Genomic DNA, 26592 nt, shown 5'->3' with positions numbered 1-26592 from the left:
GACCGGCATCGAAGCGTAAGCAACAGGTGATCAGCATGATTAAAATATTAACGACATTCACTTCAATGGCGCTCCTGACGCTGGCCAGTACGTGTGCGTTTGCTATTCGAGAGAGCGAGACTTTTGAGGTGTCGGTGACTATTCCAACCGCGGAGTTTTATGTCTTGCCGTCGGAATCGGACTGGATTCATCGGGAACAACGTCTGCCGTGGAATCTGGTGACCTCTGAATTAAGCCCATTGCGTAAAAATTTCGACGTTAAAAACACTAACGGCGGGATCTCTGCCTGGCTGAATGCCGAGCCGTACCTGAGCAACGGCAGGGACACCGACAATATTCCATTGATCGTCACGTTCAACAAAATACAACTCACCGTCGATGCTGAAGAAGTGATTTCGCAAACCGATGGAAAAATCGGTAAACGCGTGGGCCTGGAAATCGCGGCGGTTAAACCGGATGACGGTTACAAGGCCGGTGAGTACTACGGTACTGTTCATATGATGTTTGAAGCGCTCAGTCCTTGATAAGGGCAACTCTGAAGGTGGCGGTTAGTAGGCGTTAGTATCTTGGTGATTAAGTATGAAAAACGCTATTTCGATAGTGCCTTGGTTGTCTGTGGTTTTTAAAATTATATTGCGGGGGTGGTCGGTAATGAATGTTTCCAAGGTTGTTGTTTTACTACTCGCTATTGGTTTTTTTGCAACCCCGGCCCATGCGATAGTAGAAGATATCACAGCGAAATTCGAGCCGGATCCAACAAACCCGCAGGTTAACAAGTTTAAAAATACGACGGCAATAAGTAGCATCTGTTTGGTGCATATACCCACGCAATGCCAAGCACTGAATCTTTTCAGTCTGCGAAACACGGGGTTCCGTGCTTTCTCCAATTCACCGATCCCGGCGAATCATGCGTTGATGGCGGGGGAGCGGGACCCTCGGCAAGGCGCGATGTTCAAGGTGCCGTCGCAATGGCGCGCTTTTCAAGTGACACACGAAAAGAGCGGAGAAGTCGAGACGGTGGAAATGCGCATTGCGGGTATCGGAAGCCACTGGCGTACTCCTCGGCCCCCGGGCGTCAGTGCCTGGGCTTTGCCGGGAATGTCTTGGGCCGCCCAGTGGCTGCGTCCATCAAGCCCGTGTGTAGCGACTGGTTTTTTCACATCCGATACGGCTAACGCGAATTTTTTCTGGGTCGTGCCTGAGAACGCCGGGGCTTGCGTCGCATTCCCTGGTATTGAACTTTCATGGCTTGAATATCGCACGCTTGAATATGCCTACGAGCTCAGAACGCCCAAACCATTGGGGATGTCCACGGGTCAATACCGTGGCAGCCTTACCTATTCGATGGGACTTGGGGGTGATTTCGATTTTGGCGACCTTATGATTCCCACTGACACTCAAATGACCTTCAACTTCGTCCTGGATGTGCAGCACACTCTCAAGGTTGAAGTCCCGCCGGGTGGCAACAATATCCAGCTGGTTCCACAGGGTGGCTGGCAGGCCTGGCTGAATCAAGGGCGTAAACCGACGCGGCTGTTTCGTGATCAGACTTTCAATATTTCTGCTTCTTCACGGTTCAAGATGAAGATGGAATGCCAATACGACGCGCCGGGAGACACCTGCGGCCTGGAGGACGGGGTCGGCAATCGAGTGCCGCTGCAGGTGTTGGTGACGTTGCCCAGCGGCCTGACTCGCGAAGACGGCAGCCCGGTGATCCGACAGCCGTTACGGATGAGTGGCAGCGGTACGGAACTGTTCAAACCGGGATTTTACGTAGACCGCAAACCTGGCGCTTTGCATTTTGAAATTCAAAGGGACGATGTTGAACAGATGCTGGCCCGTGAGGCGGCGACCTACAAGGGCAATGTCACGGTCGTCTGGGACTCGGATGTGCGGTGAGGGAAGGGCCCCCAATGGTAGCTATGCCCGCCAGACTAAAGATCTACCTCAGGACCAGGCTCTGAGTTATCAGAGCCTCGATAGTTCTACCGGCAGGCACTGGGTATTACTCCCCGGATCCAGGTAAGGCGTAAGAATCGGTGCCATGCCTTTAAGCACCTGCACCGGCAATGCCGAGGTGAACGTGTAGGTTTGCGCCGAGGCACCGGGAACGAACGCGGTCAGCGTACCGAAGTGATGGTCGCCGATGTAGAACACGAAGGTCGCGGTGCGGTTGATCGATTTGGAGCTGAGAATCCGCCCGCCGGAACCGACGGCTTCGATGCGGTTGTCACCGGTACCGGTCTTGCCGCCCATGGCCAACGGGGTGCCGTCAGGCAGTTTGAAACTGCCGGCGAGCCGCTTGGCCGTACCGGCATCCACCACTTGCGACAAGGCTTCGCGCATCGCTGTCGCCACCTCGGAAGGCATCACTCGTTTGCCTTTGTCCGGGTCATTGATCAGCCTGGTTTCATAGGGTGTATTGGCGGCGAAGTGCAGGCTGTCGATGCGCAGGGTCGGCATGCGCACACCGTCGTTGAGGATGGTGCCGATCAGTTCTGCCAGCGCGGCGGGGCGATCGCCGGAGCTGCCGATGGCAGTGGCCAGCGATGGCACCAGGTGGTCGAACGGATAGCCGACTTTCTGCCAGCGCTGGTGAATGTCGAGGAAGGCTTCGATCTCCAGCATGGTGCGGATCCGGCTGTCGCGAGCGCTCTTGTGTCGGCTCTTGAACAGCCAGCTATAGACTTCCTGACGTTCGAATTTGCTGGCTTTCACTATTTCGCTGAACTTGGCGTCGGGGTTGTTCAGCAAGTAGCCTATCAGCCACAAGTCCAGTGGGTGAACCTTGGCAATGAAGCCCTGATCCGGCAGGTCATAGGAACCGGGGCCGTAGCTAAGATAGAGTTTTTCCAGGCGCTCGTCGGTGAGTTTTTCGGTGGCTTTGGTGGGTTTGGCGGTTTTGTCGATTTTGGCGGTTTTCAGGTGCGAGCGCACGAAGCTGTTGAAGTTCTCCTGACTGGCCTCCGGAAACAGGTAGCGGTGCACCGCCGCGAGACGGATGGCAGTCGGGCGCATGCCGTCGAGGAAGGTCTCGAGGCGGGCCTGGGTGTCCTTCTTCTGGTATTTCTTCCAGAAGCGCAGCAGGAACGAAGTGCCCTCGTGGTCGGCGAATTGGGCCAGATACTCCTGGCGCCGTGGGTCCTTGTCATCCTTGAGCAATAGGGCGCTGCTATTGGGTCCCGAGTAAGTGCTGTAGCGCACCAGATCACGCATCAACCTAATGAACGGCAGGTTGATCGATTCGCGTATGGCATCGCGCAAGGTCGGCATGCGGCCGTTGTCTTCCTTGCGAAAGTTGTTGAACGTGTGCAGCCCGCCACCGGTAAAAAAGGCTTCGCCGGGGCTCGCCGAATATTTGCGATCGAGGGCCGCGCTGAGCATTTTCGGCAGGCTGCGGTCGGTGTTCTGGATCAGGTAGTCGACCGCCCAACGGGTGATTCGATCTGGATCGGCGACCTCGGTTGTTTTCAACTCTGTTGGGGTTTGTGTCCCATAGCGCTCGTGCAGTTCGGCGATGATTTGCAGGTACGTCGTCAGCACCCGCAGTTTGGCGGTGGAGCCCAGCTCCAGCTTGCTGCCTTCGTTGATGTCGAACGGCTGATCGGTGCTATCTGTCTGTACCCGGACCCGTGAACCGTCGGGGGTCAGCTCGAACAGCGTGAAGCTGTAGCGCACCTGTGTGGTGCTGGTGGGGGTCAACAAACGTTCACCCATCAGGCCGATTTCGGTGGCGAACGCCGGGTCGGCCAAATGCTTGAGGTACTCGGTGGCCCTGGTTTGCAACTCGCCTTGCAAGGTGCTGGTGGCCGACAGGTCGAGGCGGTCGAGGTCATACAGCGGACGGTTGAGCAGGGCTCCCAAGCGGCTACGGGCAACGCTGATGCCTTTGTTGGTTTCGATTGGCTGGATGGTCGGTTGCTGCTGCCAGTCACGGTAAACCACCTTGCTAGCCAAGGCGGCGGCCGACAACGGTGCATCGATCACGCCGCTTTGCGCGAGCAGGCGGATATGGCTGTCGGTGAGGTCTGCCAATTCAATGCGACCCTTGGACAGATAATGCGAAGGCCGCCGCTGGGCGATCATCAGCGACAACACCTGACGCAAGGCCAGACCTTTTTTCGCCAGACTCTGCGGATCGCTGGCGTCGCTCGCCAGGTTCTGGTTGACCTGATTGAAATCCGCGCCATACCAGACCCGCAAGCCCTCGGCCATGCCATGCACTTCACCATGGCCGGGCACCGCTGACAGCGGCACGCTATTGAGGTAGTCGCGGACGATATTCTTCCGGGCCTCCAGGGTTTGCGGGCCATCCTGATAAGCGCGCACGCTGGCGGAAATCATCTGACGGATTTTCTCGCCGCCGGAAATCGTCAGGCCATCGGGTGAATGGCGATATTTTTCAAGCTGGGTGGCCAGGGTGCTGCCGCCCGCCGTCTGACCGGGCACGCTAAGGATTTTCGCCACTTGCGACCACACCGCCTTGCCAAAACGCGGCCAGTCCACCGCCGGGTTGGCCAAAGGTTGTTTTGGATCGAGCAGTTCGCGGTTTTCGATAAACAACAGGCTATGCACCACCAGCGGAGGAATCGCTGCAAAGCTTGAATAGAGCTGCTGCGGATATTTGTATTGGTACAGCGGCGCGGCGCGGCAATCGGTGATCGACAACCCGGCCTGGATTTTCTCCGCATAGGGCACGAAGAAGCCTTTTTCGCTGTAATCGAGCAAGTCTGGGGAAAAGCGGGTTTGTGACTGTATCAGGTAGTCGCGCTTGAGCAGGCGCGGCAGGAATTCACCCAGAGAGCTGTAGCCCAGGCGTTTGTCGAACGGGCCGGCACCCGGATAGTAAATCGAATCGCTGGGGCCCGGCTGCATGGAATAGCTCAGCGACGCTGCGAATTTGCTGAACTCACGCGCCTGCAATTTCGAGGTGCGCATTTCCTTGGTAGCGGCAAACCCCAGAGCAATCAAGGTAATCAGCAGTAATAACCAGAACAGCCGCCACCAGGGTCGGCTACGGCGAGGTTTTTTTGGTAAAGGCGCTTCATCCACACTGTCCGTTGGCACCACAGCTTCACTCGAATCGGATTGCCACAAAGCGCCCATAGTCGACTGATCCATTCACGCAGATTGAGAGGACTTGTCTGAAGCTTAGACGGTGCTTGGAATCGGTGAAAAATTTGTGAAGGATGAGTTTCGTTGGCCGGGCACTTTCCCTGTGGCGAGCGAGCTTGCTCGCGCTGGACTGCGCAGCAGTCCCAAAACCTGCGACCGCGTTTTGTCAGGTAGACCTCGTTGGCTGAATTGCGGCTGCTGCGCACCCGAGCGGGAGCAAGCTCCCTCGCCACAGTAATTCCCCACCGTTTCTGAAATATTCACACAACAGTCCGAACGTCAGCTCGAGCTTTGGGCTGCTAGCGTCAATTTACGAACCTCTCCACTTCAAGGAAGCAACGGATTGCCTTCTCGACCAAACTCACACCGCCTGCGCCTAGGCAGGTACTCAGAACAAGGCCGGGCTTACCTGATCACCATCGTCGTTCACAACCGCCGGCCTCTGTTTGCTGATTGGCGACTGGGGCGCCTGCTGGTCGCTGAACTCAAACATGCGCATGAACAGGGGTGGGTCAACTCAATGGCTTGGGTGGTCATGCCGGATCACCTGCATTGGCTGTTTCAGCTGAGGGAAGGGACTTTGGCGCAGGTTATGCAGCTCACCAAATCTCGTAGCACCCTCAGCATTAACAGAGCTCTGAGTAGCAAAGGTGCCTTCTGGCAAAGCGGTTATCACGACAGTGCCGTCCGCGATGGTGAAGATCTATGCCATCTAGCTCGCTACATCGTTGCTAACCCGATACGAGCGGGCTTGGTCAAACGCTGTGGTGACTATCCGCTTTGGGATGCCTGCTGGCTTTGATCCTCGCCTCAGGGTTCACACTGCCCTGTGGCGAGGGAGCTTGCTCGCGCTGGACTGCGCAGCAGTCCCAAAACCTGCCACCGGGTTTTGTCAGGTAGACCTCGTCGGCTGAATTGCGGCTGCTGCGCACCCGAGCGGGAGCAAGCTCCCTCGCCACAGGGGATTGGTGCTCGGCTTTAGTAGTCGTGCGCCTGAAAGTGTCAGAGTAGAGCCATCGCTCAGGTAATACAGCACAGTTAGGGGCATGACGATGCACCATTGCTGTGCAATACTCGGCACCGCTTTTCAGGCGCGATGACACACAAAACCCAGGTAATGCCCCTCCGTCAGAGGCGCTTTCACCGCGAGTTCTCGCTGAATCCAGTCGTTTATATAGTGAAAAACCCTGTCCTGAGCTTTTTATACTGCACGCCCCGCTGATCTTGCTGGATTTGTCCTACAAGAAGGGCCCGCCCATAAGGTGGACCCGGTATGAGGAGGTACAGACTATCCGTCGGTACTTCGAACGCTCGGTGGTTCATATCCAATAACAAGACGAGGTTGTATCCCTATGCCAGTTGGCAACCACTTGCCCCACGGCGAGACCGCTCAGGGCGGTCCGCTGAAACGTGAACTCGGCGAACGGCATATTCGCTTGATGGCGCTCGGCGCCTGTATCGGTGTCGGTCTGTTCCTCGGCTCGGCCAAGGCCATCGAAATGGCCGGCCCGGCGATCATGCTGTCCTACATCATCGGCGGCCTGGCGATTCTGGTGATCATGCGCGCCCTCGGCGAGATGGCTGTGCATAACCCGGTGGCCGGCTCCTTCAGCCGTTACGCTCAAGACTACCTTGGCCCATTGGCGGGCTTCCTCACTGGCTGGAATTACTGGTTCCTGTGGCTGGTGACCTGCGTCGCGGAAATCACCGCGGTGGCGGTGTATATGGGCGTCTGGTTCCCCGAGGTGCCACGCTGGATCTGGGCACTCGCCGCGTTGGTCAGCATGGGCTCGATCAACCTGATCGCGGTCAAGGCGTTCGGTGAGTTCGAGTTCTGGTTCGCCTTGATCAAGATCGTCACCATCATCGCGATGGTCGTCGGCGGCATCGGTGTGATTGCTTTCGGCTTCGGCAACGACGGTGTTGCGCTGGGGATTTCCAACCTGTGGAGCCACGGCGGTTTCATGCCGAACGGTATCCAGGGCGTGTTGATGTCCCTGCAAATGGTGATGTTCGCGTACCTGGGCGTCGAGATGATCGGCCTGACTGCCGGTGAAGCGAAGAACCCGCAGAAGACCATTCCGAATGCAATCGGCTCGGTGTTCTGGCGCATCCTGCTGTTCTACGTCGGCGCGCTGTTCGTGATCCTGTCGATCTACCCGTGGAATGAAATCGGCACCCAAGGCAGTCCGTTCGTGATGACCTTCGAGCGTCTGGGCATCAAGACCGCTGCCGGCATCATCAACTTCGTGGTGATCACCGCGGCGCTGTCGTCCTGCAACGGCGGCATCTTCAGCACCGGTCGCATGCTCTACAGCCTGGCGCAGAACGGCCAGGCCCCGGCGGGTTTTGCCAAGACCTCGAGCAATGGTGTGCCGCGTCGCGCCTTGCTGCTGTCGATCGGTGCTTTGCTGTTGGGCGTGTTGCTCAACTATCTGGTGCCGGAAAAAGTCTTCGTCTGGGTTACGGCCATCGCCACCTTCGGCGCGATCTGGACCTGGGTGATGATCCTGCTGGCACAGCTCAAGTTCCGCAAAGGCCTGAGCCCGGCTGAACGTGCGGGGCTCAAGTACCGTATGTGGCTGTACCCGGTGAGCTCGTACCTGGCGCTGGCATTCCTGGTGTTGGTCGTGGGCCTGATGGCTTACTTCCCGGACACTCGTGTCGCGCTGTATGTCGGCCCCGCATTCCTGGTGCTGCTGACGGTGGTGTTTTATGTGTTCAAGCTGCAACCGAGCCATGCACCTCTGGGTGCGGTACGTTCGGCTTCGTAGTTTGTAGCGCTGGAAAAGCAAAAGCCCCGGTCGGATGATCGGGGCTTTTTGATTGTGCGGGGAATTCCTTGGCGACGAACTCCACTGTGGCGAGCGAGCTTGCTCGCGCTGGGGTGCGAAGCAGCCCTAAAACCTGTAAACGCGCTGTATCAGACACACTGCGTTCACCGACTTTTACGACTGCTGCGCAGCCGAGCGCGAGCAAGCTCGCTCGCCACAATGGTGGCTGACCTTAAATCTTGTGCTATTCAAACCGCCGCCACCTGCACCGGCCTGTTCAAACGCTTGTGCAAATCCAGCCACGCCGCCAGCACCGCCATCAATCCCACCCCGAGCACGGCGCTGAATATCTGCATCGCCAAAGCATCCCCGGCCAACGAGTTGAGCATGTCCGCCAGCGGTGCGAGCAGTACGCCGAAACAGAACACCTCCAGCGAGTAACGACCCATGCGACAGCTTTGCTGCGCCAACCAGTTTTGCGTCCAGCCGCTGCTCGGCAGCAGTTTTGCGGTGACGTAGGCGAGGGCGAGGAAGTGCAGCAGGCGCGTTGGCGAGAGGTTGGTCTTGCTGATCGGGTAGAGCCATTCGCCGAGCATTTTTGGCATGAGGGCGTCATGCACCGCCGGCCATTTCCACGAAAAGGCGATCAACCCGCTGATCAGCAAATAGATCGCCGCTGCGACAAACAGCGGCTGACGCGGCAAGGGACGGGTCTGCGCTGCGCGTTGCCCATGAATCGCCGCGGCACCGCCGAGGATAAACAGCAGTTGCCAGGCCATCGGATTGAAAAACCACACACCACCGTCCGTAGCTGCCAGGTTCCATTGAAGCCACGGTGCCAGCAGATACAGCGTCACCGACAGCCCCACTACGTACTTGGCCTTGCGCAACAGCATTGGCAAAACCAGCGGCAAACCCAGTAACAACAGAATGTACAGCGGCAACGGATCCATCAGGTTGGGCTTGAAGCGCAACAACAATTCATCGACCAAGGCCTGCTGCGGATTGCTCAGGAAATACTGAAGACCCATCTCTTGCACCAGGTCGCGGGTTTCCACATGGCTGTTGGCGAAAAACACGATGCCCATCAGCAGCGCCAACAGAAAGATATGCACCACATACAGCACCCAGGCGCGGCGCAGGATCTTCACGCCGGCAATCAGGTAACCGTCGCGCCGGGCGATCTTGCCGTAGGCCAGCACCGCCGCGTACCCGGCCAGAAACACGAAGATCTCTGCTGCATCGCTGAAACCGAAATTGCGCACGGTGAAATGGGCCAGCGGATTTTGTGGCACGTGATCCCAGAAAATGAAGATCAGCGCCAGGCCGCGAAAGAAATCGATGCGAGGGTCGCGTCCGTTAAGCATGACAGCGGGCTCTTGAGCGAGTGTTCAATTGAGTGGCGGGCGTAGGGTTGCGCCTCGAAGATCGACGGCGCGAAGGGTGGCGGGATTTTTCGGTAATTGCAAAAGCCGGGTATTACTGGATGTCTCCGTGCAGGAAGCGAACGGCGTTTTTTCCCACTGGTCTATTCTCAGCGCTGAAAGTAGACAAGTAGGCGAAGGGTGCCAAGCTTCGTATACGACCCGCCCCGGTCTGACAGCTGCAGTATTCGCAAAGAACGGTGCGTCAGTTATGCCTTCTTCGAACAGGAAGATGAGGTTCGGAGTGTCATGGATTGATGACGGTATTCAATTGAATTGCTGCCAGCAGACAGATCGGAAGTAAACGTCATGGATATGAAGCCAGCGTTTCACGGTTTTTCCAGATTCGTATCAGTCGGTTTTCTTAATACGTTGATCCACTGGTCAACGTTTTCAGTTCTGCACGCCATTTTGGGCTTCAGCCAGGCGCTGAGTAATCTCGCGGCGTTCTGTCTGGCTGTTTCCTTTTCTTTTTATGCCAATGCGCATTACACCTTCAAAGCCAGGGCAACGGGCTCGCGTTATCTGCTGTTTGTCGGGTTCATGGGTTTATTCAGCCTTGGCGTGGGTTACGCGGCGGACCGATTACGACTGCCTGGGCTGATCACCTTGATTGTCTTCTCGGCCATCAGTCTGGTCTGTGGTTTTTTTTACTCCAAATGCTTCATTTTTCGGGAGCGTGAGACGTGAAAGTTTCGCTGATCGTTCCGGTGTTCAATGAGGAACAGGCGATTAACCTGTTTTATCAGTCTATCCGCCGGGAATTGTCGCTTACTGAGTACGAGGTCGAGATCGTTTTCGTCAACGACGGTAGTACGGACCAGACCGCTGAGCAGGCCAAAGCTCTCGCGTTGGCCGACGACAATGTGCTGGTGATCAATTTCTCGCGCAATTTCGGCAAGGAGCCGGCGTTGTTTGCCGGGATCGAGTACGCCAGCGGTGACGCGGTGATTCCGATGGATGTCGATCTGCAGGATCCGATCAGCGTGATTCCGCTGTTGATCCGGGAGTGGCAGAACGGTGCTGATGTAGTGCTCGCCAAACGCCGTGACCGCACCGCCGACAGCTATCTGAAACGGCATGCCGCAGCGATGTTCTACCACCTGATAAACCGGATCGCCTATACCCGGATCGAAGAGAACGTCGGTGATTTCCGGCTGATGGACCGCAAGGTCGTGAATGTGATCCGGGCGCTGCCAGAGCATCAGTTATTCATGAAGGGCGTCCTCTCGTGGGCAGGTTTCACTACCGTGGTCGTCGAATACGAACGGGCCCCGCGAGTGGCGGGAACCAGCAAGTTCAACGGTTGGAGGCTGTGGAACCTGGCACTGGAAGGTATTACTTCTTTTAGTACTGTGCCGTTGCGGTTGTGGACCTATATAGGCAGTGGAATTTCCTTGTTTGCGATTTTTTACGCCGTTTATATGGTGTTGGATAAAATTTTCTTTGGTAACAGTGTGCCGGGCTACCCGTCGTTGATGACCGCCATTCTGTTTCTGGGCGGTGTGCAGCTTATTGGTATCGGCATACTCGGTGAGTATGTCGGCAGAATTTATATTGAAGCGAAGCATCGGCCCAGGTACGTGGTGAAAGATGTCATCGGCGGCAAAAACAGACTCGGGCTATAAAAAACCATGAACCTTTATTCCGTCGATCGAACACACCATCGGCAGCTGTTCGTCGACGGACTTGGCCTGGTCGCTATAGTCACCCTCGCGTTGATTGTGCGCTTTCACGGTATTAGCGTGCCGGTCATCTGGTACGACGAAGCGTACAGCCTGCTGCTGAGCGAAAAGTCTCCCAGGCTGATCTGGTTCAGCACTGCACGGGACGTTCACCCACCGCTCTACTATGTCCTGCTGCATTACTGGATGACGCTGTTTGGAAACAGCGTCTTGTCTGTACGAGGCCTGAGTGCGCTGGCCGATGTGGGGACATTGTTGTTCTGCATGAAGCTGATGAGTCTGCTTGGAACCCGCAGAGCAACCTGGATCGCTGCCTTGCTGCTGGCGTTGCTGCCGATCTCGGTTCGCTACAGCCAGGAAGTTCGAATGTACACGATGGTCGGTTTTTGGCTCATGGGCGCAACCGTGGCGTTTGTGTCTTGGGTCAAAACACCGCAACACCTACGTTATCCGGTTATTTACGTGCTGCTGATGACGTCTGCGTTTTATACGCATTACTTCGCGGCTCTCTGCGCATTGGTTCATTGGCTTTACTGGGGGTGGCTGCAAATCGCTGGTCGTGGCACGGCACTACCCGTCCGGGCATGGGTACTGGCCAATGGCGCAATTGTCTTGCTCTTTTTACCGTGGCTGCCCCATTTCATTGATCAACTGATACATATAGGCGGGCTCGGCTGGATACCGCCTGTCACCTGGCAGACAGTGTCGGGCGCTGTAGCGCAATTCACCGTGATGAAGGGTGCTGCGGATGGCTTGGTGTTGTGGGCAATAGTCCCGTCAGCATTGGTCGTTATGGCGGCCACAACAGTGATCCTGAAGGATCGCAACGATCGAAGGTTCAGTCTGTTGCTGGTCGGTTATTTTTTTGTGCCGGTACTGATTGTCTTTCTGGTGTCCTTGGTCGTTCCAATGTTTGTCGCCAGATACCTGGTGTTTGCGGCCGTCGGATTGCCCCTTATCGCAGCGGTTGCTCTGGATGCGTTGGCCGAACGGCGAGCAATCATTGCGTTTATTGCCATGGCTGTTCTTGTCATGGGGGAAATACAGGGCCTGCTGATTGTCTATGAGCAAAAGGATGAGCTGAACGCGACATCCATTCGCAAAGTGGCCAGGATGGACACCGTGGCGGCCGGTATCAACCAGCTGGCTCGTCCGGATGACGAGATCGTGGTCGACGGTTTGTACTGGTACTTACCGTTCATGTACTACAACACTACGGGCATCCAGCCGCGGCTGTACGTTTCCAGATCGCGCTCCGGTGAATCCCGAGGACCTTACAATTACGGTGGGTGGGTGATCATCCCGCAACGTCTGGACTGGATTTTTTTCAATGATGTTTCAGCGTTGAAACTGAATGCCAGCCGAGTCTGGTGGGTGACGGGCAAACCCCAGCCCGAGGATGTCGTGAGATTTCCAGTGGAGTGGAAACAGACAATGACGATCACGGGCGGGGAGCTCGAAGCCCGTCTGTTTATCCTTCGCGGGCGCTGACGTGACTGTGGCGAGGGAGCTTGCTCCCGCTGGGGCGCGTAGCGGCCCTGAAACCTGCAAACCCGGTACTGTCAGACACACCGCATGCACCGATTTTACGACTGCTTCGCAGCCGAACGGGAGCAAGCTCCCTCGCCACAGGTTTGCTCTCAACCTGGGGGAGCGGGGGAGCACTGCCTGGTCAAGCATTCGCTTTCGACTGCCGAATCGGCAACTTGACCCGAAACGTTGTGCCCACACCGACCTCACTGAGCACTGAAATATCCCCGCGGTGCTTTTTCACGATGCCGTAGGACAATGACAGGCCGAGTCCGGTGCCTTGCCCGACGGGTTTGGTGGTGAAGAACGGATCGAAGATTTTCTGCAAACTCTGCGGTGCAATGCCCGAGCCCGTATCGGCCACTTCCACCCAGACGTTTTCCCCTTCAATACCATTGCGGATGGTGATCGTGCCGCGTTCTGGTCCCATGGCCTGGGCGGCATTGACGATCAGGTTCATGAACACCTGATTGATTTGCGAGGGCAGGCATTCGACCTCGGGCACCAGCGCGTACTCCTTGATGACGTTGGCTTTGTACTTGAGCTCATTGGCCACGATGTTCAGGGTCGATTCGATGCCCTGTTGCAGATTGGCCCACTGCCACTCCTGGTTGGAATCCACTCGGGAGAAGTCCTTCAAGTCCTTGACGATCTGTCCGACGCGGCCGATGCCTTCTTTGGATTCCTTGATCAAGAGCGGGATATCTTCCTTGAGAAAGTCCAGTTCGATCCGCTCTCGAATACATTTCAGGCGTTCAAGGAGCTCGCTCGAGCCGATGGCCTCTTCGGCATCCTGATAGGCGTCGAGCATTTCCTGCAGGTTGCTGAAGTAGCCGGCGAGGGTGCCGAGGTTCGACGAGATAAAGCCGGTGGGGTTGTTGATTTCATGGGCGACGCCGGCGGCCAATTGGCCCAGGGAGGCCAGTTTTTCCGATTGCATCAGCTGGTTTTCCAACAGTTTGCGTTCGTCGGTTTCCCGTTGCAGGGCCATGCTGGCCTGTTTGAACTCCTGGGTCCATTGCTCGACCATCTGTTCCAGATGGCTCATCTGTATCTGCGCTCGCTCGGTCATGTCCCACTTGGTGGTGAGGGTATTGGCCATCTGCAGAACTTCGATATTGTCGAAGGGCTTTTTCAGGATCAACAGTCGGTCGTGGGCCTGCAAACGGTCGAGCAGTTCTTCCCAGGAATAGTCGGAATAGGCGGTGCAAACCACCACTTGCAGGCGCGGATCCTTTTCCCACAGATGCTCGATGGTTTGTGCGCCATCCCACCCCTCGGGCATGCGCATGTCGACGAAGGCCAGCGCGTAAGGTCGATGGTTCTCCAGGGCTTCACCGAGTGTGCTCAGCCCTTCCTGCCCCCCATAGGCCGAATCCAGTTCGAACGCTGTGTTCGTGCGCTTGACCTCGCTGCCGAACAACGCCGACTCCATCAGGTCCAGGTCGGCGTTTTGTTGCACCTGAGGGGTCAGGATCTTGCGAAAGTCGTCATGAATCGAGGGTGTGTCATCGATCAGCAGAATACGCCGGTTCGACAGGTTGTTCATGCTTGACCTCTGCGCTTATCAAGGGGATTTGCAAGGTGAACAGCGCACCCTTGCCCGGCCCATCACTATAGGCTGCGAGATGGCCGTTCATCTCGATGGCGGCCAGGGCGCAGCTGTGCAGGCCGAAGCCGTGACCCTCCTTGCGGGTGGTGAAACCGTGGGCAAAGATTCGCGTTATGTTTTCGGGCGCGATGCCTTCACCTTCATCCTTGACGCTTACCTGCAAGGTCGCGTTGTCGATGACTTTCACCCCCAGGGTCATTTGCCGAGGTCGATCGCTGAGGTCGGACATCGCGTACTTGGCGTTGCTGATCAGGTTGATCAGAATCAACAGCAGCCGGTGTTTATCGCCCATCACGCGCGGCACATCGCTGTACTCCTTGACCACCGTCACATGGTGCCGGGTCAGGGCGCCGGAGTTCATGCGCAGGGCGTCCTCGAGCAGGTCGCTGACATGCAGTGGTTCCACCAGACTGGAGGCCCCCGCGTAGGACTGTTGGGTGGCGACGATGTCCTTGATGTGATCGACGCTTTTGCTCAACTGGGCCAATTCCTCGGTGATGCTTTGTTGCTCGATGGCAATGGCGTCGACCAATTGGTTGAGATAACCCGGCAGCAGCTTGCCTTTTTCGTCACGGGTGATGAATTCGCCGAGGTCGTGGGGGTGTTCGTTGATCAATTGCATGGCTTTGCCCAAGCCGAGCGCCTTGCTGGTGCGCAGTTTGCGGGTGACCAGGTCCGCGGAGATATTCACGCTGTTGAGCACATTGCCGACGTTATGCAGCACGTTGGTCGCGATCTCGGCCATCCCGGCCTGACGCGCGGTATCCAGCAATTCGCTCTGGGTGTCTTTCAGTTCACGGGTGCGATCTTCTACCCGTTGTTCGAGGCCCTCATTGGCGGCTTGCAACTCCTTGTTGACGCGGTTGATCACCGCGAAGCTGCGCAGCAGCCGGATCGCCAGGTACACCAGCAAGACCATCAGCAGGGACGAGAACACCAGCACATAGAAGTCGTATTTCTGGTTGGCGAGATGGTCCTGTTGCTGCTCTGCATTGAGCTGGTTGGTGATGTCATCCAGGCGCTCAGCCACCGGGACTGCGGCGATTTTATCCAGCAAGGCATTGACTACCGGCTGTTCGCGCAGGATCAGGGCAATGTGATTGTTGAGGATTTCTATCGGGGCATGAAATTCGATCGGTAAACGCTCCTTGTTCACCGCGAGTTTGTTCATGCCGAGCAGGATGTCGGCGGCCCTTTCATCGGAGGTGACCAGAGCGAACTCAAGGCCGCTGAGCACCAGGTCGTAGGTGTCGATCGCGACGTTTTGCAGCATGGGGTTGTCGGTGTCCTCAAGACGGGCGAGCAGGCTTTGAATATCGTCTTCGGCGGTCGGCAGAAACGCCAGGGAGTTACGCAATATCGCGTTGTGGGATTTGAACTGCTCCACCAACCGGGTCTTTTCCTTGATCGCATTCAGATAAGCATCATGAACGACCTGCCATTGCGCCGAGCCTTTGCGGCCATTGCTGGACTCTATCTTCTCGAACCTGGCCCAACGGCCGGTCATTTCGGTCAGTGGCGAAACCAGTGGATCGTAGTTGTGGTTGATAGCGATCCTGGCCTTCAGAATTTCGGATTCCCACTGTGCGTCCAGTTGTTTTATCTGACGGATCAAGTCTCGTGATTCGATATAGGCCGAAGCGTCATTGGTGCTGGACAGGAGGTACAGGAACAGCAGAATCGAGGCGAGTAGCAAGGTCATGCCGGTAAGCAATACCTGGCTGAGACGGCGGGACATGTTCATAAGGGTTTACCTCCCCATTCACCGGTCAGTGTTTTGAGGTATTTGATGATCAAGGTCTTGTCCTTATCGGAAGGGACGCGCCCGAGCTGATATTTGAACATCACATCGACCGCATCCTCGAGGGTGCTGGCCGAAGCATCATGAAAGTACGGTGCGGTCACCGCGACATTGCGCAGGCTGGGAACCTTGAACACATTGCGGTCCTCTTCATCCTTGGTGATCAGATAGCGTCCCAGATCGGACTCGGTCGGGTTACCCCGGGCCTGGAAGTAATCACCCATCACACCGAACTTCTGGAACATGTTGCCGCCGATGTTCACCCCCTGATGGCAGGCAATGCAGCCGTAGTCCTTGAAACGCTGGTAACCGTACTTTTCATCCCGCGTCAGGATGTGGGTATTGCCCCGCAGGTATTGGTCGAAACGTGAATTGCCGCTCAACAGGGTGCGTTCAAAGGTCGCCAGAGCGTTCTGCACGTTGGCGGCCGTTACGCCGTCCGGGTAAGCCGTGGTGAAGGCCGAGTGGTAGGTCGGGTCGGCGGAAAGGGTCTGAACCACATGTTCCCAACTGCTGGCCATTTCGCTGGGGCTTTGCACGACGGCGTGGACCTGTGCTTCCAGGGTATCGGCCCGACCGTCCCAGAACTGTCTGAAATTCAGGCTGGCGTTCAACACGCTGGGGGTGTTGACCGCCAGTGATTTGCCGTCGAATCCAAGGGAAAACGGCTTGTTATCGGCGCCGCCTTTTTCCAGTTGATGACAGCTGGCACAAGACAGGCTGTTATTGACCGATAAACGTGTTTCGTTGAACAGTTGACGGCCCAACTCTATGCGCCGGGGATCCTGCCGAGGGGCCGGCGGCAGCGGTTTGAGTGGTTCATCGAGTGGGTGGGCGCTCGCTGTCAGGCAAATTCCGAATAACAGGGCGCAGATCAGCTTGGGGCGAGATGGCGACATCTTATAATTCCTTGGCCGGGTGCCTGAGTGTCGTTGGGTCGAAGCGCTGATCTAATCGTCCGGTGGCGCCTGCAGCCCCACGGTCTTCAGCAATTGAGCAAAAGCCAGAGGTTCTACCGCTTTGCTGAAGTAGTAACCCTGACCCTCCTCGCAGTGATTGGCCTTGAGGAAGTCCAGTTGCTCGAGGGTTTCCACGCCTTCGGCGATGATATTCAGGTTGAGGCTTTTCCCCAGACTGATGATGGCGCTGACCAGTGCTGCGTCATTGCTGTCGTTGCTCAGGCCGCGAACGAAGGACTGGTCGATTTTCAGCACATCGATGGGAAACCGGCGCAGGTAACTCAAACTGGAGTAACCAGTGCCGAAATCATCGATGGCCAGCCGGACCCCCAGCGCCTTGATGGCCCGCAGCGTAGTCACCGTGGCCTCGACGTTTTGCATCAGCACGCTTTCGGTGATCTCAAGTTCGAGCAACGCCGGATCGAGACCGGTTTCTTTCAGAATCTGCACAATGCCATCGACAAAACCGCGCTGACGAAAATCGATCGCGGAAATGTTCACCGACATACTGATTGGCGGCAGCCCGGCCGCCTGCCAGGCGCAGGTTTGACGGCAGGCCTCGGCCAATACCCATTTGCTCAGCGGGACGATCAGACCGCTGTCTTCGGCAACGCCGATGAAGTCCGACGGGTAGACCCAGCCAAACCCCGGTTTCAACCAGCGAACCAACGCCTCGGCACCGACCACTTTGCCGGACTTGAGATCGAGCTTGGGCTGGTAATGCAGGACGAATTCCTTGCGGTCCAGGGCGAGACGGATACCGGACTCGATGCTTTGTTGTTCACGGGCGCGCAGATTCATGTCGTCGATGAAGAAGCCGTAATCATTTGGCGCGCTCTCCTTGACGTTGCGCATGGCGGTTTCGGCTTTCTTGATCAGCACCAGGGCATCGAAGCCATCGTCGGGAAAAATGCTGATGCCCAGGCTTGCGGTCACGGTCAGGTCATGAGCGGCGACGTGCTGCGGGGTGCTCACCGCGGCCAGGAGTTTTTCGGCAATGCCTTTGGTTTGCTGAGGGTGCTGGATATCGGCGAGGAGCACCACGAACTCGTCGGAACCGTAGCGAAACACCGAATCGGATGCACGCACGGTGGCCACCAGGCTCTGCCCGACCCGCTTGAGCATTTCATCGCCAACCGGATGGCCCAGGGCGTTATTGATCCGTTTGAAGCGGTCCAGGCCGAGAAACATCACCGCCAGTTGCTTGCCATGGCGCCTGGAAAGCGCCAGGGACTGGGTCAGCCGGTCACCGAGCAGCGTGCTGTTGGGCAGTTCGGTGAGCACATCGAACTGCAGCAGATGGGAGACTTTGAGCAGCTCATGGACGCGATCCTCGATGGTTCGCTCCAGGCTGATCATTTTTAATGTGGCATCCTGAGCCATCTGCCATTTCCAGGTCAGCGCACTGGCCATCTGGCGTATTTCCAGGCTGTCGAAGGGCTTTTTCAGCACCAGCAGCTGGTCACCGAACTCCAGGCGTTCGGCCATTGCCTCCCAGGAATAATCGGAATACGCCGTGCACAGCGCAATTTGCAGATGCGGGTCGACTTTCCATAGCCGCTCGATGGTTTCCAGCCCATCCCAGCCAGGCGGCATACGCATATCGGTGAACGCCATGGCATAAGGCCGGCCCTCGGCCAGGGCGCGTTCGACCAGCGCCAGCGCTTCCTGGCCTTGATAGGCCGAATCGAGGTCGAAGGACGGTCGCGCAGGCTGCGCAGCGCCAAACAGTGCCTCTTCGCAACAGGCTAGAGATGACTCATCCGCAGGTTCGGGACTGAGGATCTTGCGAAAGTCCAGATGGATCGAAGGCGTGTCGTCAATGATCAGGATGCGCCGGTTGGTAACCTCCAGGGATGGTTTCATCGTGTGGCCTCCGGTGGACGCGGCAACGCCTGGCCCACAGGGCTCGCGGTATCGGCAAGCGGCGCCGGTACGATGCTCCCGGCCATCAGTAGCTCGGCAGCCTGCAGGCTGCTGACCGCTTTGCTGAAAAAGTAGCCCTGAGCATTCATTGGCGAGCCTGTGGACATCAGTGAGGACCGCTGCTCCTGGGTTTCCACGCCTTCGGCAATGATGCCGATGCCGACATCGCGGGCGAAATTGATGATCGCGCGCAGCGTCGTGGCGCTGGCCGGATCCCGGGACGCACTGTCGATGAAGGCCTGAGCGATCTTCAGATGGTTGACCTGATAGGTCTTGAGGTAATCGAACGACGAGTAGTCGGTGCCGAAATCGTCGATGGCGATCTTCACCCCGAGTTCGCGCAAGCGCGGCAGTATGTCGTTATGGGTCCATTTGGTCTGGGCCAGGGTCGCTTCGGTGACGTCGAAGCGCAGATCCCACGGGCAGAGGTTCCAGCGGGCGGTGGTGCGCAGCACGTCATAGATCAAATCCGGGCCGCTCTTGAGCTGGGCCAGGGAAAGCTTGATCGCAATCAGCGGTGTTTCCATGCCCTGGTCGCGCCATTGGCGCATTTGCTGGCAGGCCCGATCCAGTACCCAATGCCCGAGCGGGATGATGGTCCCGGTTTTTTCTGCGGCGGGGAGGAACACATCGGCCTCCAGTAGCCCTCGCACTGGGTGGTTCCAGCGCACCTGGGCCTGCATGCCGAGGATCTTTCCCGAGCTCAGATCGACCTCGGGCAAATAGTGCAGTTCGAGCTCGCCCTGTTCGATGGCCTGTTTCAAGTCGCTGGTCAATGTCACACGGTCGACCACCTCCCGATTGATCTCTTCAGAGTGGAAGTGGTACTGGTTGCGGCCCTTTTCCTTGGAGCGGTACAGCGCCATATCGGCCTGGGTCAGCATGTGATCGGCATTGGTGATGTCTGACGTGTAGGTGCTGATGCCGATGCTGACCGATACCCGCACGTTGTTGCCATCGAGCGAGTAGGGCAGGACCAGCACATCGCGGACCTTCGCCGCCAAGGCTGCGGAGTGGGTCGGGTCGCCCATGTCCAGCTGCAATATCGCGAACTCGTCGCCGCCCAGCCTCGCCACCACATCGTTTTCGCGCACGCAGGCCTTGATACGCCGGGCGACTTCCTGCAACAACAAATCCCCCACGGGGTGGCCGAGGGTGTCGTTGATCCGTTTGAAGTGATCCAGATCCAGATAGAACATCGCAAAGGGCTCGGCGCCGCGTCGGGCTGCGGCGAAGGCCTGGTGCAGGCGCTCGATCAAGGTGGCGCGGTTGGCCAGACCGGTCAGCCCGTCGGTACGCGCCAGCAGGGAGATCTTCTCCTCGGCCGCCTTGCGTTCAGTGATGTCGATGATGATCCCTTCGACTTCCAGCAATCGGCCTTCGCTATCACGCACCGGGATGTAGCGGTTCTCGACCCAGCGCCAGGTACCCTCGCCGGTGCGCAGGCGGAACTCGATGGAGGCGCCCGCCGCGTGCCGGTCCAGTACCCGGGCCATGGCGGCGTCGACTTTCTCTTGATCATCGACATGAATCAGTTCCTGGGCCCAGTTCGCCGACGCCACCAGTTTGGCCGCGACGTGGCCGAATTTGGTGATGTTGTGGGAAATGTACATCAGCGGGAACGACGGCTCACCGCGCAGGCGATAAAGGATGGTCGGGCTGTTCTGCACAATGATATTGGCGTCGGACAGCTCTCGGGTGCGCTCCTCGACTGCCTGTTCCAGCAGGTTCATTTTCAGTTCTGCATCTTCGGTCATCTGCCATTTGACCGTCAGCGCACTGGCCATCTGGCGAATTTCGATGGCATCGAAGGGTTTCTTCAGGATCAGCAGCCGGTCACCCAGATCGAGGCGCTCGGCGATGTCTTCCCAGGAGTAATCGGAATACGCGGTGCAGAGCGCGACTTGCAGCTTGGGGTCGGCCTGCCAGAGCCGCTCGATGGTTTCCAGGCCATCCCAGCCCGGCGGCATGCGCATATCGATAAAGGCCATGGCGTAGGGCAGATCCTTGGCCAGCGCCGATTCCACCTTGATCAGCGCTTCGATGCCCTGAAAGGCCGAGTCGAGTACAAAACTCTGCAGGGAAACCGCCACCGGGGAGCCGAACAGTGCCTCTTCGGCGCTGCTCAGTGCGTCCTCATCGTGCGATTGCGGGCAGAGGATCTTGGCAAAGTCCTGATGAATCGAAGCGGTGTCATCGACGATCAGGATGCGTCGGTTTGCCCGCTCGTGGGCCGGCTTCATTGGCCTACACCAGGAAAAACAGCTGTCATGTGCATCGAGTTCATATGGCATCCCTTCCTGATCGTATAGTTATCCGAGTGTAAAATTGGATCCGAGTACCCTGAGCATAGTTCCACTCTTCCGGATTCGCCGGACGAGTGACGTCAAATCGCCATCTAATGGAGCCAAAATCGTCTAGCCTGTAGTTCAAGCTCAAGGAATGCCGGACGTTTCCTTGATAACCACGCAATAATTGTCCCAGTGTTGAGATGAGGTAGTGCCATGGATGAGCAACCTGCGACGATTTCGGACTATAGACCCAAGGTGCTGCTGGTCGATGATGAAGAGTCGATCCTCAACAGCCTGCGGCGTTTACTGCGCAGCCAGCCCTACGACGTAATACTGGCCAGTAGTGGCGCGCAGGCCCTGCAGATCATGGCGCAGCAGCCAATCGATCTGGTGATGACCGATGCACGCATGCCCACGATGGATGGCGCCACCTTGCTGGCGGAAATTCACCGGCATCACCCTTCCACCATGCGCATTCTGCTGACCGGTTACGCTGACCTGACGACGATCATCAAAGCGATCAACGAGGGGCAGATCCATCGTTACATCAGCAAACCCTGGAACGACGAGGAAATGCTGTTGACCTTGCGTCAGTCCCTGGCCCATCAGTATTCCGAGCGCGAACGGTTACGCCTGGTGCAGTTGACCTGGGAACAGAACGATCAATTGAAGTCGCTCAATGCGCAGCTGGAAAAACACGTCGCCTCACGCACCGCTGAATTGCAGCAAACGGCAGACATGCTCGACCTGGCCTACGAAGAGCTCAAGCGCAGTTACGTCACGGGTACCGAAGTGTTCTCGCTGTTGGCCAATCTGCGTTTGCCGCCAGCCAAGCAGACCAACCGGCAGATCATCGAACTGGTGCGCGTCTACTGCAAATCCCATGGGCTGGATGAGGCCAGCAGCCGCGATCTGACCATGGCCGCAGCGCTCTACAACATCGGCAAGTTGAGCTGGAGCGACAGCATGATGACGACGCCCTCCGACTTGCTCCATCACACCGAACGTGAGTGTTATCGGGGCTATCCGAAGCAGAGCGAATCGCTGCTGATGACCCTGGACCCGATGAAGGATGCGGCGCGCTTGATCCTTCACCATCAGGAACGTTGGGACGGCAGCGGGTTTCCCGATCACCTCAAGGGCGAGGCCATTCCTCTGGGTTCGCGGCTGTTGAAACTGGCGGTGGACTTTATCGAACTGCAGCGCGGGCTGATCCTCGAGCGGCAGATGAACAGCGATGAAGCGCTGGTGTTCATCCGCCAGTACGCCGGCAAGCTTTACGATCCGGAGCTGGTGGAGGATTTCGTGCAAGTCTGTGCCGCTTACTTGAGCGATGTCACCCTGGGTGATCCAGCGGTCAAAGTGCTGAGCACCCGCGATTTGGTGCCTGGAATGGTGCTGGCACGCAACCTCAATGCCGACAACGGCATGCTCCTGCTCAATGCCGGCAAGGTGCTGAACGGGCCGCTGGTGGATAAGTTAATTGCCTTTGAGGCGATGGAAGGGGGCAAGTACAGCATTTTTGTCAAAGTGCCGGAGGAAGTGGAGATTCTTGAGACTGCGGGTTAGGTCCTGTTTGAATCGATGCGAGGTTGGGAACGATGTGCGTCTCTAAAAACACCCCTCACCCTAACCCTCTCCCCAAAGGGGCGAGGGGACTAATAGTGGTGCCCTTTAGAGTCACTGCGACCTGTGAAACCGAGTCGACTCTGGATTCAATGTAGAGGTTTCAGGTCGCAGTAGCTCTACAAAACTGCAGTGGTCTAATTTCCCCAGACACCCCGATAGGTGGAAAATACATCTATCGAGGAGTTTTTCATGACCGACAAACGCAGAGTTTTTGACGAGAGCTTCAAGCTACAAGTCGTTAGGATGATCAAGGACCAAGGCCTGACCGTTCCACAGGTCTGCCTGGATTTGAATCTAGGTGAGACGGCTGTTCGACGTTGGGTGCGTCAGTACGATGCTGAGCTACTGGGAGAGACCGGTATCGGCAAACCACTGACGACTGAGCAACAACGTATCCGGCAATTGGAGCAGGAAAACCGCCAGCTTAAGATGGACAATGACATCTTAAAAAAGGCTACCGCCTTCTTTGCCCGCGAACTGAAATGACCTATCGGCTGGTCAGGCAGTTGCAACAGAAGGCTTACTCGGTTGCGCATGTCTGTCGGTTACTCAACGTCAGTCGATCCGGTTTCTATGAGGCCAACAAACGCGCTGCTGAGCCGGCATCTGTGTGCCCGATCACGGTTCAGCTCAAAGCCTCGTTTGTCGAAAGTGGTGGTTGCTACGGCAGCCGCCCGTTGCGGGATGCTTTGCGTGGCAAGGGCATGGTGGTCGGCCTTTATAAAATCCGCCGTTTGATGAGTGCCAACGGTCTGCGTTCGGCCTGGAAGCGCAAGTTCGTCCATACGACTGACAGCAATCATGACCTGCCCATTGCCGAAAATGTGTTGAATCGTCAGTTTGACCCCGCTGCGCCGAACAAGGCTTGGGTGGCTGACATTACCTACATCCGGACCCGCAGCGGCTGGTTATACCTGGCGGTGGTGCTGGACTTGTACTCCCGTAAAATTGTCGGCTGGTCCATGGCCCCGAACATGCCGGCGGAGCTGGTGTGTAGCGCGATGCAGTTGGCCATTGCTCAGCGTCAACCACCACCGGGACTGATCGCTCACTCAGACCGTGGCAGCCAATACGCCAGCGCGAGCTACAGAGCGCTGCTGGCGCGAAATGACATGCAGCAAAGCATGAGCCGTAAAGGTAACTGTTGGGATAACTCGGTGATGGAGCGCTTCTTCCTGAGCTTGAAAATGGAGCGGGTCTGGCGACGTGATTACGCCAACCATGGCGAAGCGATCCGCGACATCACGGAGTACATCGTTGGGTTTTACAACAACAAACGGCTGCACTCGAAACTGGGATATCTACCACCGACCGTTTACGAACGGACAATGGCGTCGAAACCACCTATCGAGGTGTCTGGAATTAGTTGACCACCGCAGGGATTGACCGAGATGTTTTGTAGAGCTACTGCGACCTGAAACCTCTACATTGAATCCAGAGTCGACTCGGTTTCACAGGTCGCAGTGACTCTAAAGGGCACCACTATTAGTCCCCTCGCCCCTTTGGGGAGAGGGTTAGGGTGAGGGGTGGATGTCACGGCAGGCTCGGTAATCGAACAAACACAACACCCGGCTCTTCAATTGCCGACAAACAGCAGCTCATGTGATCCTTGCGCCTTTGCACTCAGGCCAATTTTCACCCATGACTCTTTTATCTCCTGCGCCAACCCCTTCCATCATCCGTATCGCCGCCGCGCTGTTGATCGGCCCGGACGGTCGAACCCTGCTGGTGCGCAAGCGCGGCACTCAGGCTTTCATGCAAGCGGGTGGCAAGATCGAAGTTGATGAACAGCCGGTGACGGCGCTGGCCCGTGAGCTGGAAGAGGAACTTGGCCTGCGTATCGATCCGGCTCTTGCAACCTATCTTGGAAAATTCTGCGCTCCGGCCGCCAACGAGCCAGGCTTTGTGGTGGAGGCCGAACTTTTCCAACTGAACATCGCCTCTCACGTAGCCCCGGCGGCGGAGATCGAAGAAGTACTCTGGATCGATCCGGCCACCGACGGCGACCGGGTGCTGGCGCCATTGACACGGGACCTGATTTTGCCGTTCTATCGAGCATCGCAAATCTGATCTTCAGAGGACAAAGGACTGCCCCATGATTCCCACTCAAGACTTGTTGCTGTTCGCCGCTGCCGCACTGCTGATGGTGCTCACGCCAGGGCCGAACATGATCTACCTGATTTCCCGTTCGATCTGCCAGGGTCGCAAGGCCGGTATCACCTCATTGCTGGGGGTGGTGTCGGGATTCTTCGTGCACCTGTTCGCTGCAGCGGCGGGTTTGACCGCGGTGTTTCTCGCCGTGCCGATGGCCTATGAAGTGCTGAAATGGGCCGGCGCGCTGTACCTGCTGTGGCTGGCCTGGCAGGCGCTCAAACCTGGGGCGCGCTCACCGTTCGAGGCTCAGCAATTGCCACCGGACTCTTCCAGAAAACTCATCCTGATGGGCTTCCTCACCAGTGCGTTGAACCCGAAAATCGCGGTGTTCTACCTGTCGGTATTTCCGCAGTTCATCAGCCCCGAGCACGGTTCGGTATTCACCCAGAGCATCATGCTCGGCCTGACTCAGATCAGCGTGAGCTTTTTGGTCAACCTGCTGATCGCGCTATTCGCCGCCGGGATTGCCGCGTGGTTCGTCCACAACCCGTTGTGGCTGGCGGTACAGCGCTACTTCATGGGCTTCGTGCTGGCTACGCTCGCGGTGCGTTTGATGCTCGAACAACGTCGTACTGCGTGATTTCTCCGCTGTTTTGAAGACGATCTCGGGAGCGGCACAAATCCTGTGGGAGCCGGGCTTGCCCGCGAAGCAGACGCCGCGGTTTGCCTGATGTACCGCGTTATCGTTCATCGCGGGCAAGCCACGCTCCCACAGGAGATCGCACAGGCTTTTAGCGCACCGCACTCACCCCATCCAGGGTCGAGAACGAGGTGTCTTTGGCCGTCAGCAGGAAGTCGCGCATGTACGGCGCATCCAGCATGTCGGCGCGAATCCCGGCATACAGCGTCGCAAACAAACCTTTCTCGCCCAATCGCTTGGCCTTCACGTAACCCCGTGAGCTGTATTCATGCAGCGCCCAGTGGGGCATGCCGCACACGCCACGGCCGCTGGCCACCAGCTGCATCATCATCACCGTCAGCTCCGAGGTGCGGACCTGCGCCGGTTCGATATCGGCCGGCTCCAGGAAGCGGGTGAAGATGTCCAGCCGGTCCCGTTCCACCGGGTAAGTGATCAGGGTTTCACTGAGCAAATCTTCCGGCACGATGTACGGCTTGCTCGCCAACCGATGCTGATTGGCTACCGCGAGCATCGCTTCGTAGGTGAATAGCGGCACATACGTAATGCCCGCCAGCTCCAACGGATCAGAAGTCACCACCAAGTCCAGATCGCCACGGGCCAGGGCGGGCAGGGGCGCGAAGGCGAACCCCGAGGCCAGGTCCAGTTCCACTTCCGGCCAGGCATCGCGGAACTGGTCGATGGTCGGCATCAGCCACTGGAAGCAGCTGTGGCATTCGATGGCCATGTGCAAACGCCCGGCGGTGCCACCGGCCAGCCGGGCGATATCCCGTTCAGCGCCGCGCAGCAGCGGCAACGTGGCATCGGCCAGTTGCAGCAGGCGCAGCCCGGCGCTGGTGAAACGCACCGGCTTGGTCTTGCGCACGAACAGTGGCATGCCCATGCGCTCTTCCAGCTCCTTGAACTGATGGGACAGCGCGGACTGAGTCAGGTGCAAGCGCTCGGCGGCTTCAACCAGGCTGTCTGCTTCGCGCAAAGCGTGCAGGGTCTTCAGGTGACGGATTTCCAGCACTGCGGCCTCCATGAGGAAAACTTGTGATCAATACGAAAAGGTT

At 57.4% G+C, this 26592-nt stretch carries 19 protein-coding genes; 11 read left to right on the top strand and 8 right to left on the bottom strand.

Annotated features, from left to right (window positions below; genetic code table 11):
- Positions 1-35 precede the first annotated feature (35 nt).
- Entirely contained in the window at positions 36-524 is a 489-nt protein-coding gene (locus AC3I0A_RS21945) for a CS1 type fimbrial major subunit (RefSeq protein ID WP_489374610.1), read from the top strand.
- Between the two features lie 127 nt (positions 525-651).
- Complete coding sequence (locus AC3I0A_RS21940) at positions 652-1899, top strand: hypothetical protein (RefSeq protein ID WP_489374608.1); 1248 nt, start codon at positions 652-654, stop codon at positions 1897-1899.
- Between the two features lie 69 nt (positions 1900-1968).
- Here the strand turns inward: AC3I0A_RS21940 and AC3I0A_RS21935 are convergent, their stop codons facing one another.
- A complete protein-coding gene (locus AC3I0A_RS21935; protein ID WP_489374606.1) occupies positions 1969-5106 on the bottom strand; it encodes a transglycosylase domain-containing protein in 3138 nt (1045 codons plus the stop codon).
- 352 nt (positions 5107-5458) lie between these two features.
- On the opposite strand from AC3I0A_RS21935, the gene AC3I0A_RS21930 reads away from it, so the two are divergent.
- Complete coding sequence (locus AC3I0A_RS21930) at positions 5459-5917, top strand: REP-associated tyrosine transposase (protein ID WP_489374604.1); 459 nt, start codon at positions 5459-5461, stop codon at positions 5915-5917.
- Between the two features lie 550 nt (positions 5918-6467).
- Positions 6468-7889, top strand: a complete 1422-nt coding sequence (locus AC3I0A_RS21925; protein ID WP_489374602.1) for an amino acid permease — start codon at positions 6468-6470, stop codon at positions 7887-7889.
- Between the two features lie 248 nt (positions 7890-8137).
- Here AC3I0A_RS21925 and AC3I0A_RS21920 read toward each other — a convergent pair whose 3' ends face one another.
- A complete protein-coding gene (locus AC3I0A_RS21920) occupies positions 8138-9256 on the bottom strand; it encodes an OpgC family protein (RefSeq protein ID WP_489374600.1) in 1119 nt (372 codons plus the stop codon).
- A 366-nt stretch (positions 9257-9622) separates the two neighbouring features.
- On the opposite strand from AC3I0A_RS21920, the gene AC3I0A_RS21915 reads away from it, so the two are divergent.
- Genes AC3I0A_RS21915 through AC3I0A_RS21905 form a run of 3 tightly spaced genes read left to right on the top strand, consistent with a single transcriptional unit; the run spans position 9623 to position 12489 of the window.
- The gene (locus tag AC3I0A_RS21915; protein WP_489374598.1) at positions 9623-10003 is read left to right on the top strand and encodes a GtrA family protein; all 381 of its coding nucleotides are present in this window, start codon (positions 9623-9625) and stop codon (positions 10001-10003) included.
- Positions 10000-10941 carry a glycosyltransferase family 2 protein gene (locus AC3I0A_RS21910; protein ID WP_489374596.1) on the top strand — a complete coding sequence of 314 codons (942 nt, stop codon included), beginning with the start codon at positions 10000-10002 and terminating at the stop codon, positions 10939-10941. The genes AC3I0A_RS21915 and AC3I0A_RS21910 overlap by 4 nt, the downstream gene beginning before the upstream one ends.
- A gap of 6 nt (positions 10942-10947) precedes the next feature.
- Positions 10948-12489: a glycosyltransferase family 39 protein gene (locus AC3I0A_RS21905; RefSeq protein ID WP_489374594.1), complete on the top strand. Its 1542-nt coding sequence runs from the start codon at positions 10948-10950 to the stop codon at positions 12487-12489.
- Positions 12490-12670: 181 nt separating this feature from the next.
- On the opposite strand, the gene AC3I0A_RS21900 is transcribed toward AC3I0A_RS21905, so the two are convergent.
- The 5 genes from AC3I0A_RS21900 to AC3I0A_RS21880 are packed head-to-tail and all read right to left on the bottom strand — an operon-like array spanning position 12671 to position 21069.
- The gene (locus tag AC3I0A_RS21900; protein WP_489374593.1) at positions 12671-14077 is read right to left on the bottom strand and encodes an ATP-binding protein; all 1407 of its coding nucleotides are present in this window, start codon (positions 14075-14077) and stop codon (positions 12671-12673) included.
- Positions 14037-15884, bottom strand: a complete 1848-nt coding sequence (locus AC3I0A_RS21895) for a DAHL domain-containing protein (RefSeq protein WP_489374591.1) — start codon at positions 15882-15884, stop codon at positions 14037-14039. Before AC3I0A_RS21895 ends, AC3I0A_RS21900 begins: the two co-directional genes overlap by 41 nt.
- On the bottom strand, positions 15881-16840 hold the full coding sequence (locus AC3I0A_RS21890; protein ID WP_489374589.1) for a cytochrome-c peroxidase: 960 nt from the start codon (positions 16838-16840) through the stop codon (positions 15881-15883). Before AC3I0A_RS21890 ends, AC3I0A_RS21895 begins: the two co-directional genes overlap by 4 nt.
- Positions 16841-16891: 51 nt before the next feature.
- Positions 16892-18766 (bottom strand): GGDEF/EAL domain-containing response regulator, encoded by a 1875-nt coding sequence (locus tag AC3I0A_RS21885; RefSeq protein ID WP_489374587.1) that lies wholly within the window; start codon positions 18764-18766, stop codon positions 16892-16894.
- Entirely contained in the window at positions 18763-21069 is a 2307-nt protein-coding gene (locus tag AC3I0A_RS21880; RefSeq protein WP_489374585.1) for a GGDEF/EAL domain-containing response regulator, read from the bottom strand. Before AC3I0A_RS21880 ends, AC3I0A_RS21885 begins: the two co-directional genes overlap by 4 nt.
- A 261-nt stretch (positions 21070-21330) precedes the next feature.
- Between AC3I0A_RS21880 and nosR the strand changes: the two genes are divergently transcribed.
- The 4 genes from nosR to AC3I0A_RS21860 all read left to right on the top strand — a co-directional run bounded on the left by nosR (position 21331) and on the right by AC3I0A_RS21860 (position 25480).
- The gene (gene nosR, locus AC3I0A_RS21875) at positions 21331-22686 is read left to right on the top strand and encodes a response regulator c-di-GMP phosphodiesterase, NosR family (protein ID WP_489374583.1); all 1356 of its coding nucleotides are present in this window, start codon (positions 21331-21333) and stop codon (positions 22684-22686) included.
- A gap of 249 nt (positions 22687-22935) precedes the next feature.
- Positions 22936-24116 (top strand): IS3 family transposase gene (locus tag AC3I0A_RS21870; protein WP_489372800.1). Its coding sequence is split into 2 segments (ribosomal slippage): positions 22936-23200 and positions 23200-24116, totalling 1182 coding nucleotides; the frame shifts between segments, so codons are not numbered across the junction.
- Positions 24117-24387: 271 nt separating this feature from the next.
- Positions 24388-24816 (top strand): NUDIX hydrolase, encoded by a 429-nt coding sequence (locus AC3I0A_RS21865; RefSeq protein WP_489374581.1) that lies wholly within the window; start codon positions 24388-24390, stop codon positions 24814-24816.
- Positions 24817-24841: 25 nt separating this feature from the next.
- A complete protein-coding gene (locus AC3I0A_RS21860; protein ID WP_489374579.1) occupies positions 24842-25480 on the top strand; it encodes a LysE family translocator in 639 nt (212 codons plus the stop codon).
- A gap of 151 nt (positions 25481-25631) precedes the next feature.
- Here the strand turns inward: AC3I0A_RS21860 and metR are convergent, their stop codons facing one another.
- The gene (gene metR, locus AC3I0A_RS21855) at positions 25632-26549 is read right to left on the bottom strand and encodes a transcriptional regulator MetR (RefSeq protein WP_489378575.1); all 918 of its coding nucleotides are present in this window, start codon (positions 26547-26549) and stop codon (positions 25632-25634) included.
- Positions 26550-26592: the final 43 nt, after the last annotated feature.

The organism is Pseudomonas sp. KH_024_B2, from assembly GCF_057839965.1.
This window is presented reverse-complemented; position numbering and strand designations above follow the sequence as displayed.

Coding starts and splice junctions, on each gene's coding strand:
- AC3I0A_RS21945 (WP_489374610.1), top strand. CDS start 36: ATGATTAAAATATTAACGACATTCACTTCAATGGCGCTCCTGACGCTG.
- AC3I0A_RS21940 (WP_489374608.1), top strand. CDS start 652: ATGAATGTTTCCAAGGTTGTTGTTTTACTACTCGCTATTGGTTTTTTT.
- AC3I0A_RS21935 (WP_489374606.1), bottom strand. CDS start 5,106: ATGGGCGCTTTGTGGCAATCCGATTCGAGTGAAGCTGTGGTGCCAACG.
- AC3I0A_RS21925 (WP_489374602.1), top strand. CDS start 6,468: ATGCCAGTTGGCAACCACTTGCCCCACGGCGAGACCGCTCAGGGCGGT.
- AC3I0A_RS21920 (WP_489374600.1), bottom strand. CDS start 9,256: ATGCTTAACGGACGCGACCCTCGCATCGATTTCTTTCGCGGCCTGGCG.
- AC3I0A_RS21915 (WP_489374598.1), top strand. CDS start 9,623: ATGGATATGAAGCCAGCGTTTCACGGTTTTTCCAGATTCGTATCAGTC.
- AC3I0A_RS21905 (WP_489374594.1), top strand. CDS start 10,948: ATGAACCTTTATTCCGTCGATCGAACACACCATCGGCAGCTGTTCGTC.
- AC3I0A_RS21900 (WP_489374593.1), bottom strand. CDS start 14,077: ATGAACAACCTGTCGAACCGGCGTATTCTGCTGATCGATGACACACCC.
- AC3I0A_RS21895 (WP_489374591.1), bottom strand. CDS start 15,884: ATGAACATGTCCCGCCGTCTCAGCCAGGTATTGCTTACCGGCATGACC.
- AC3I0A_RS21890 (WP_489374589.1), bottom strand. CDS start 16,840: ATGTCGCCATCTCGCCCCAAGCTGATCTGCGCCCTGTTATTCGGAATT.
- AC3I0A_RS21885 (WP_489374587.1), bottom strand. CDS start 18,766: ATGAAACCATCCCTGGAGGTTACCAACCGGCGCATCCTGATCATTGAC.
- AC3I0A_RS21880 (WP_489374585.1), bottom strand. CDS start 21,069: ATGAAGCCGGCCCACGAGCGGGCAAACCGACGCATCCTGATCGTCGAT.
- nosR (WP_489374583.1), top strand. CDS start 21,331: ATGGATGAGCAACCTGCGACGATTTCGGACTATAGACCCAAGGTGCTG.
- AC3I0A_RS21865 (WP_489374581.1), top strand. CDS start 24,388: ATGACTCTTTTATCTCCTGCGCCAACCCCTTCCATCATCCGTATCGCC.
- AC3I0A_RS21860 (WP_489374579.1), top strand. CDS start 24,842: ATGATTCCCACTCAAGACTTGTTGCTGTTCGCCGCTGCCGCACTGCTG.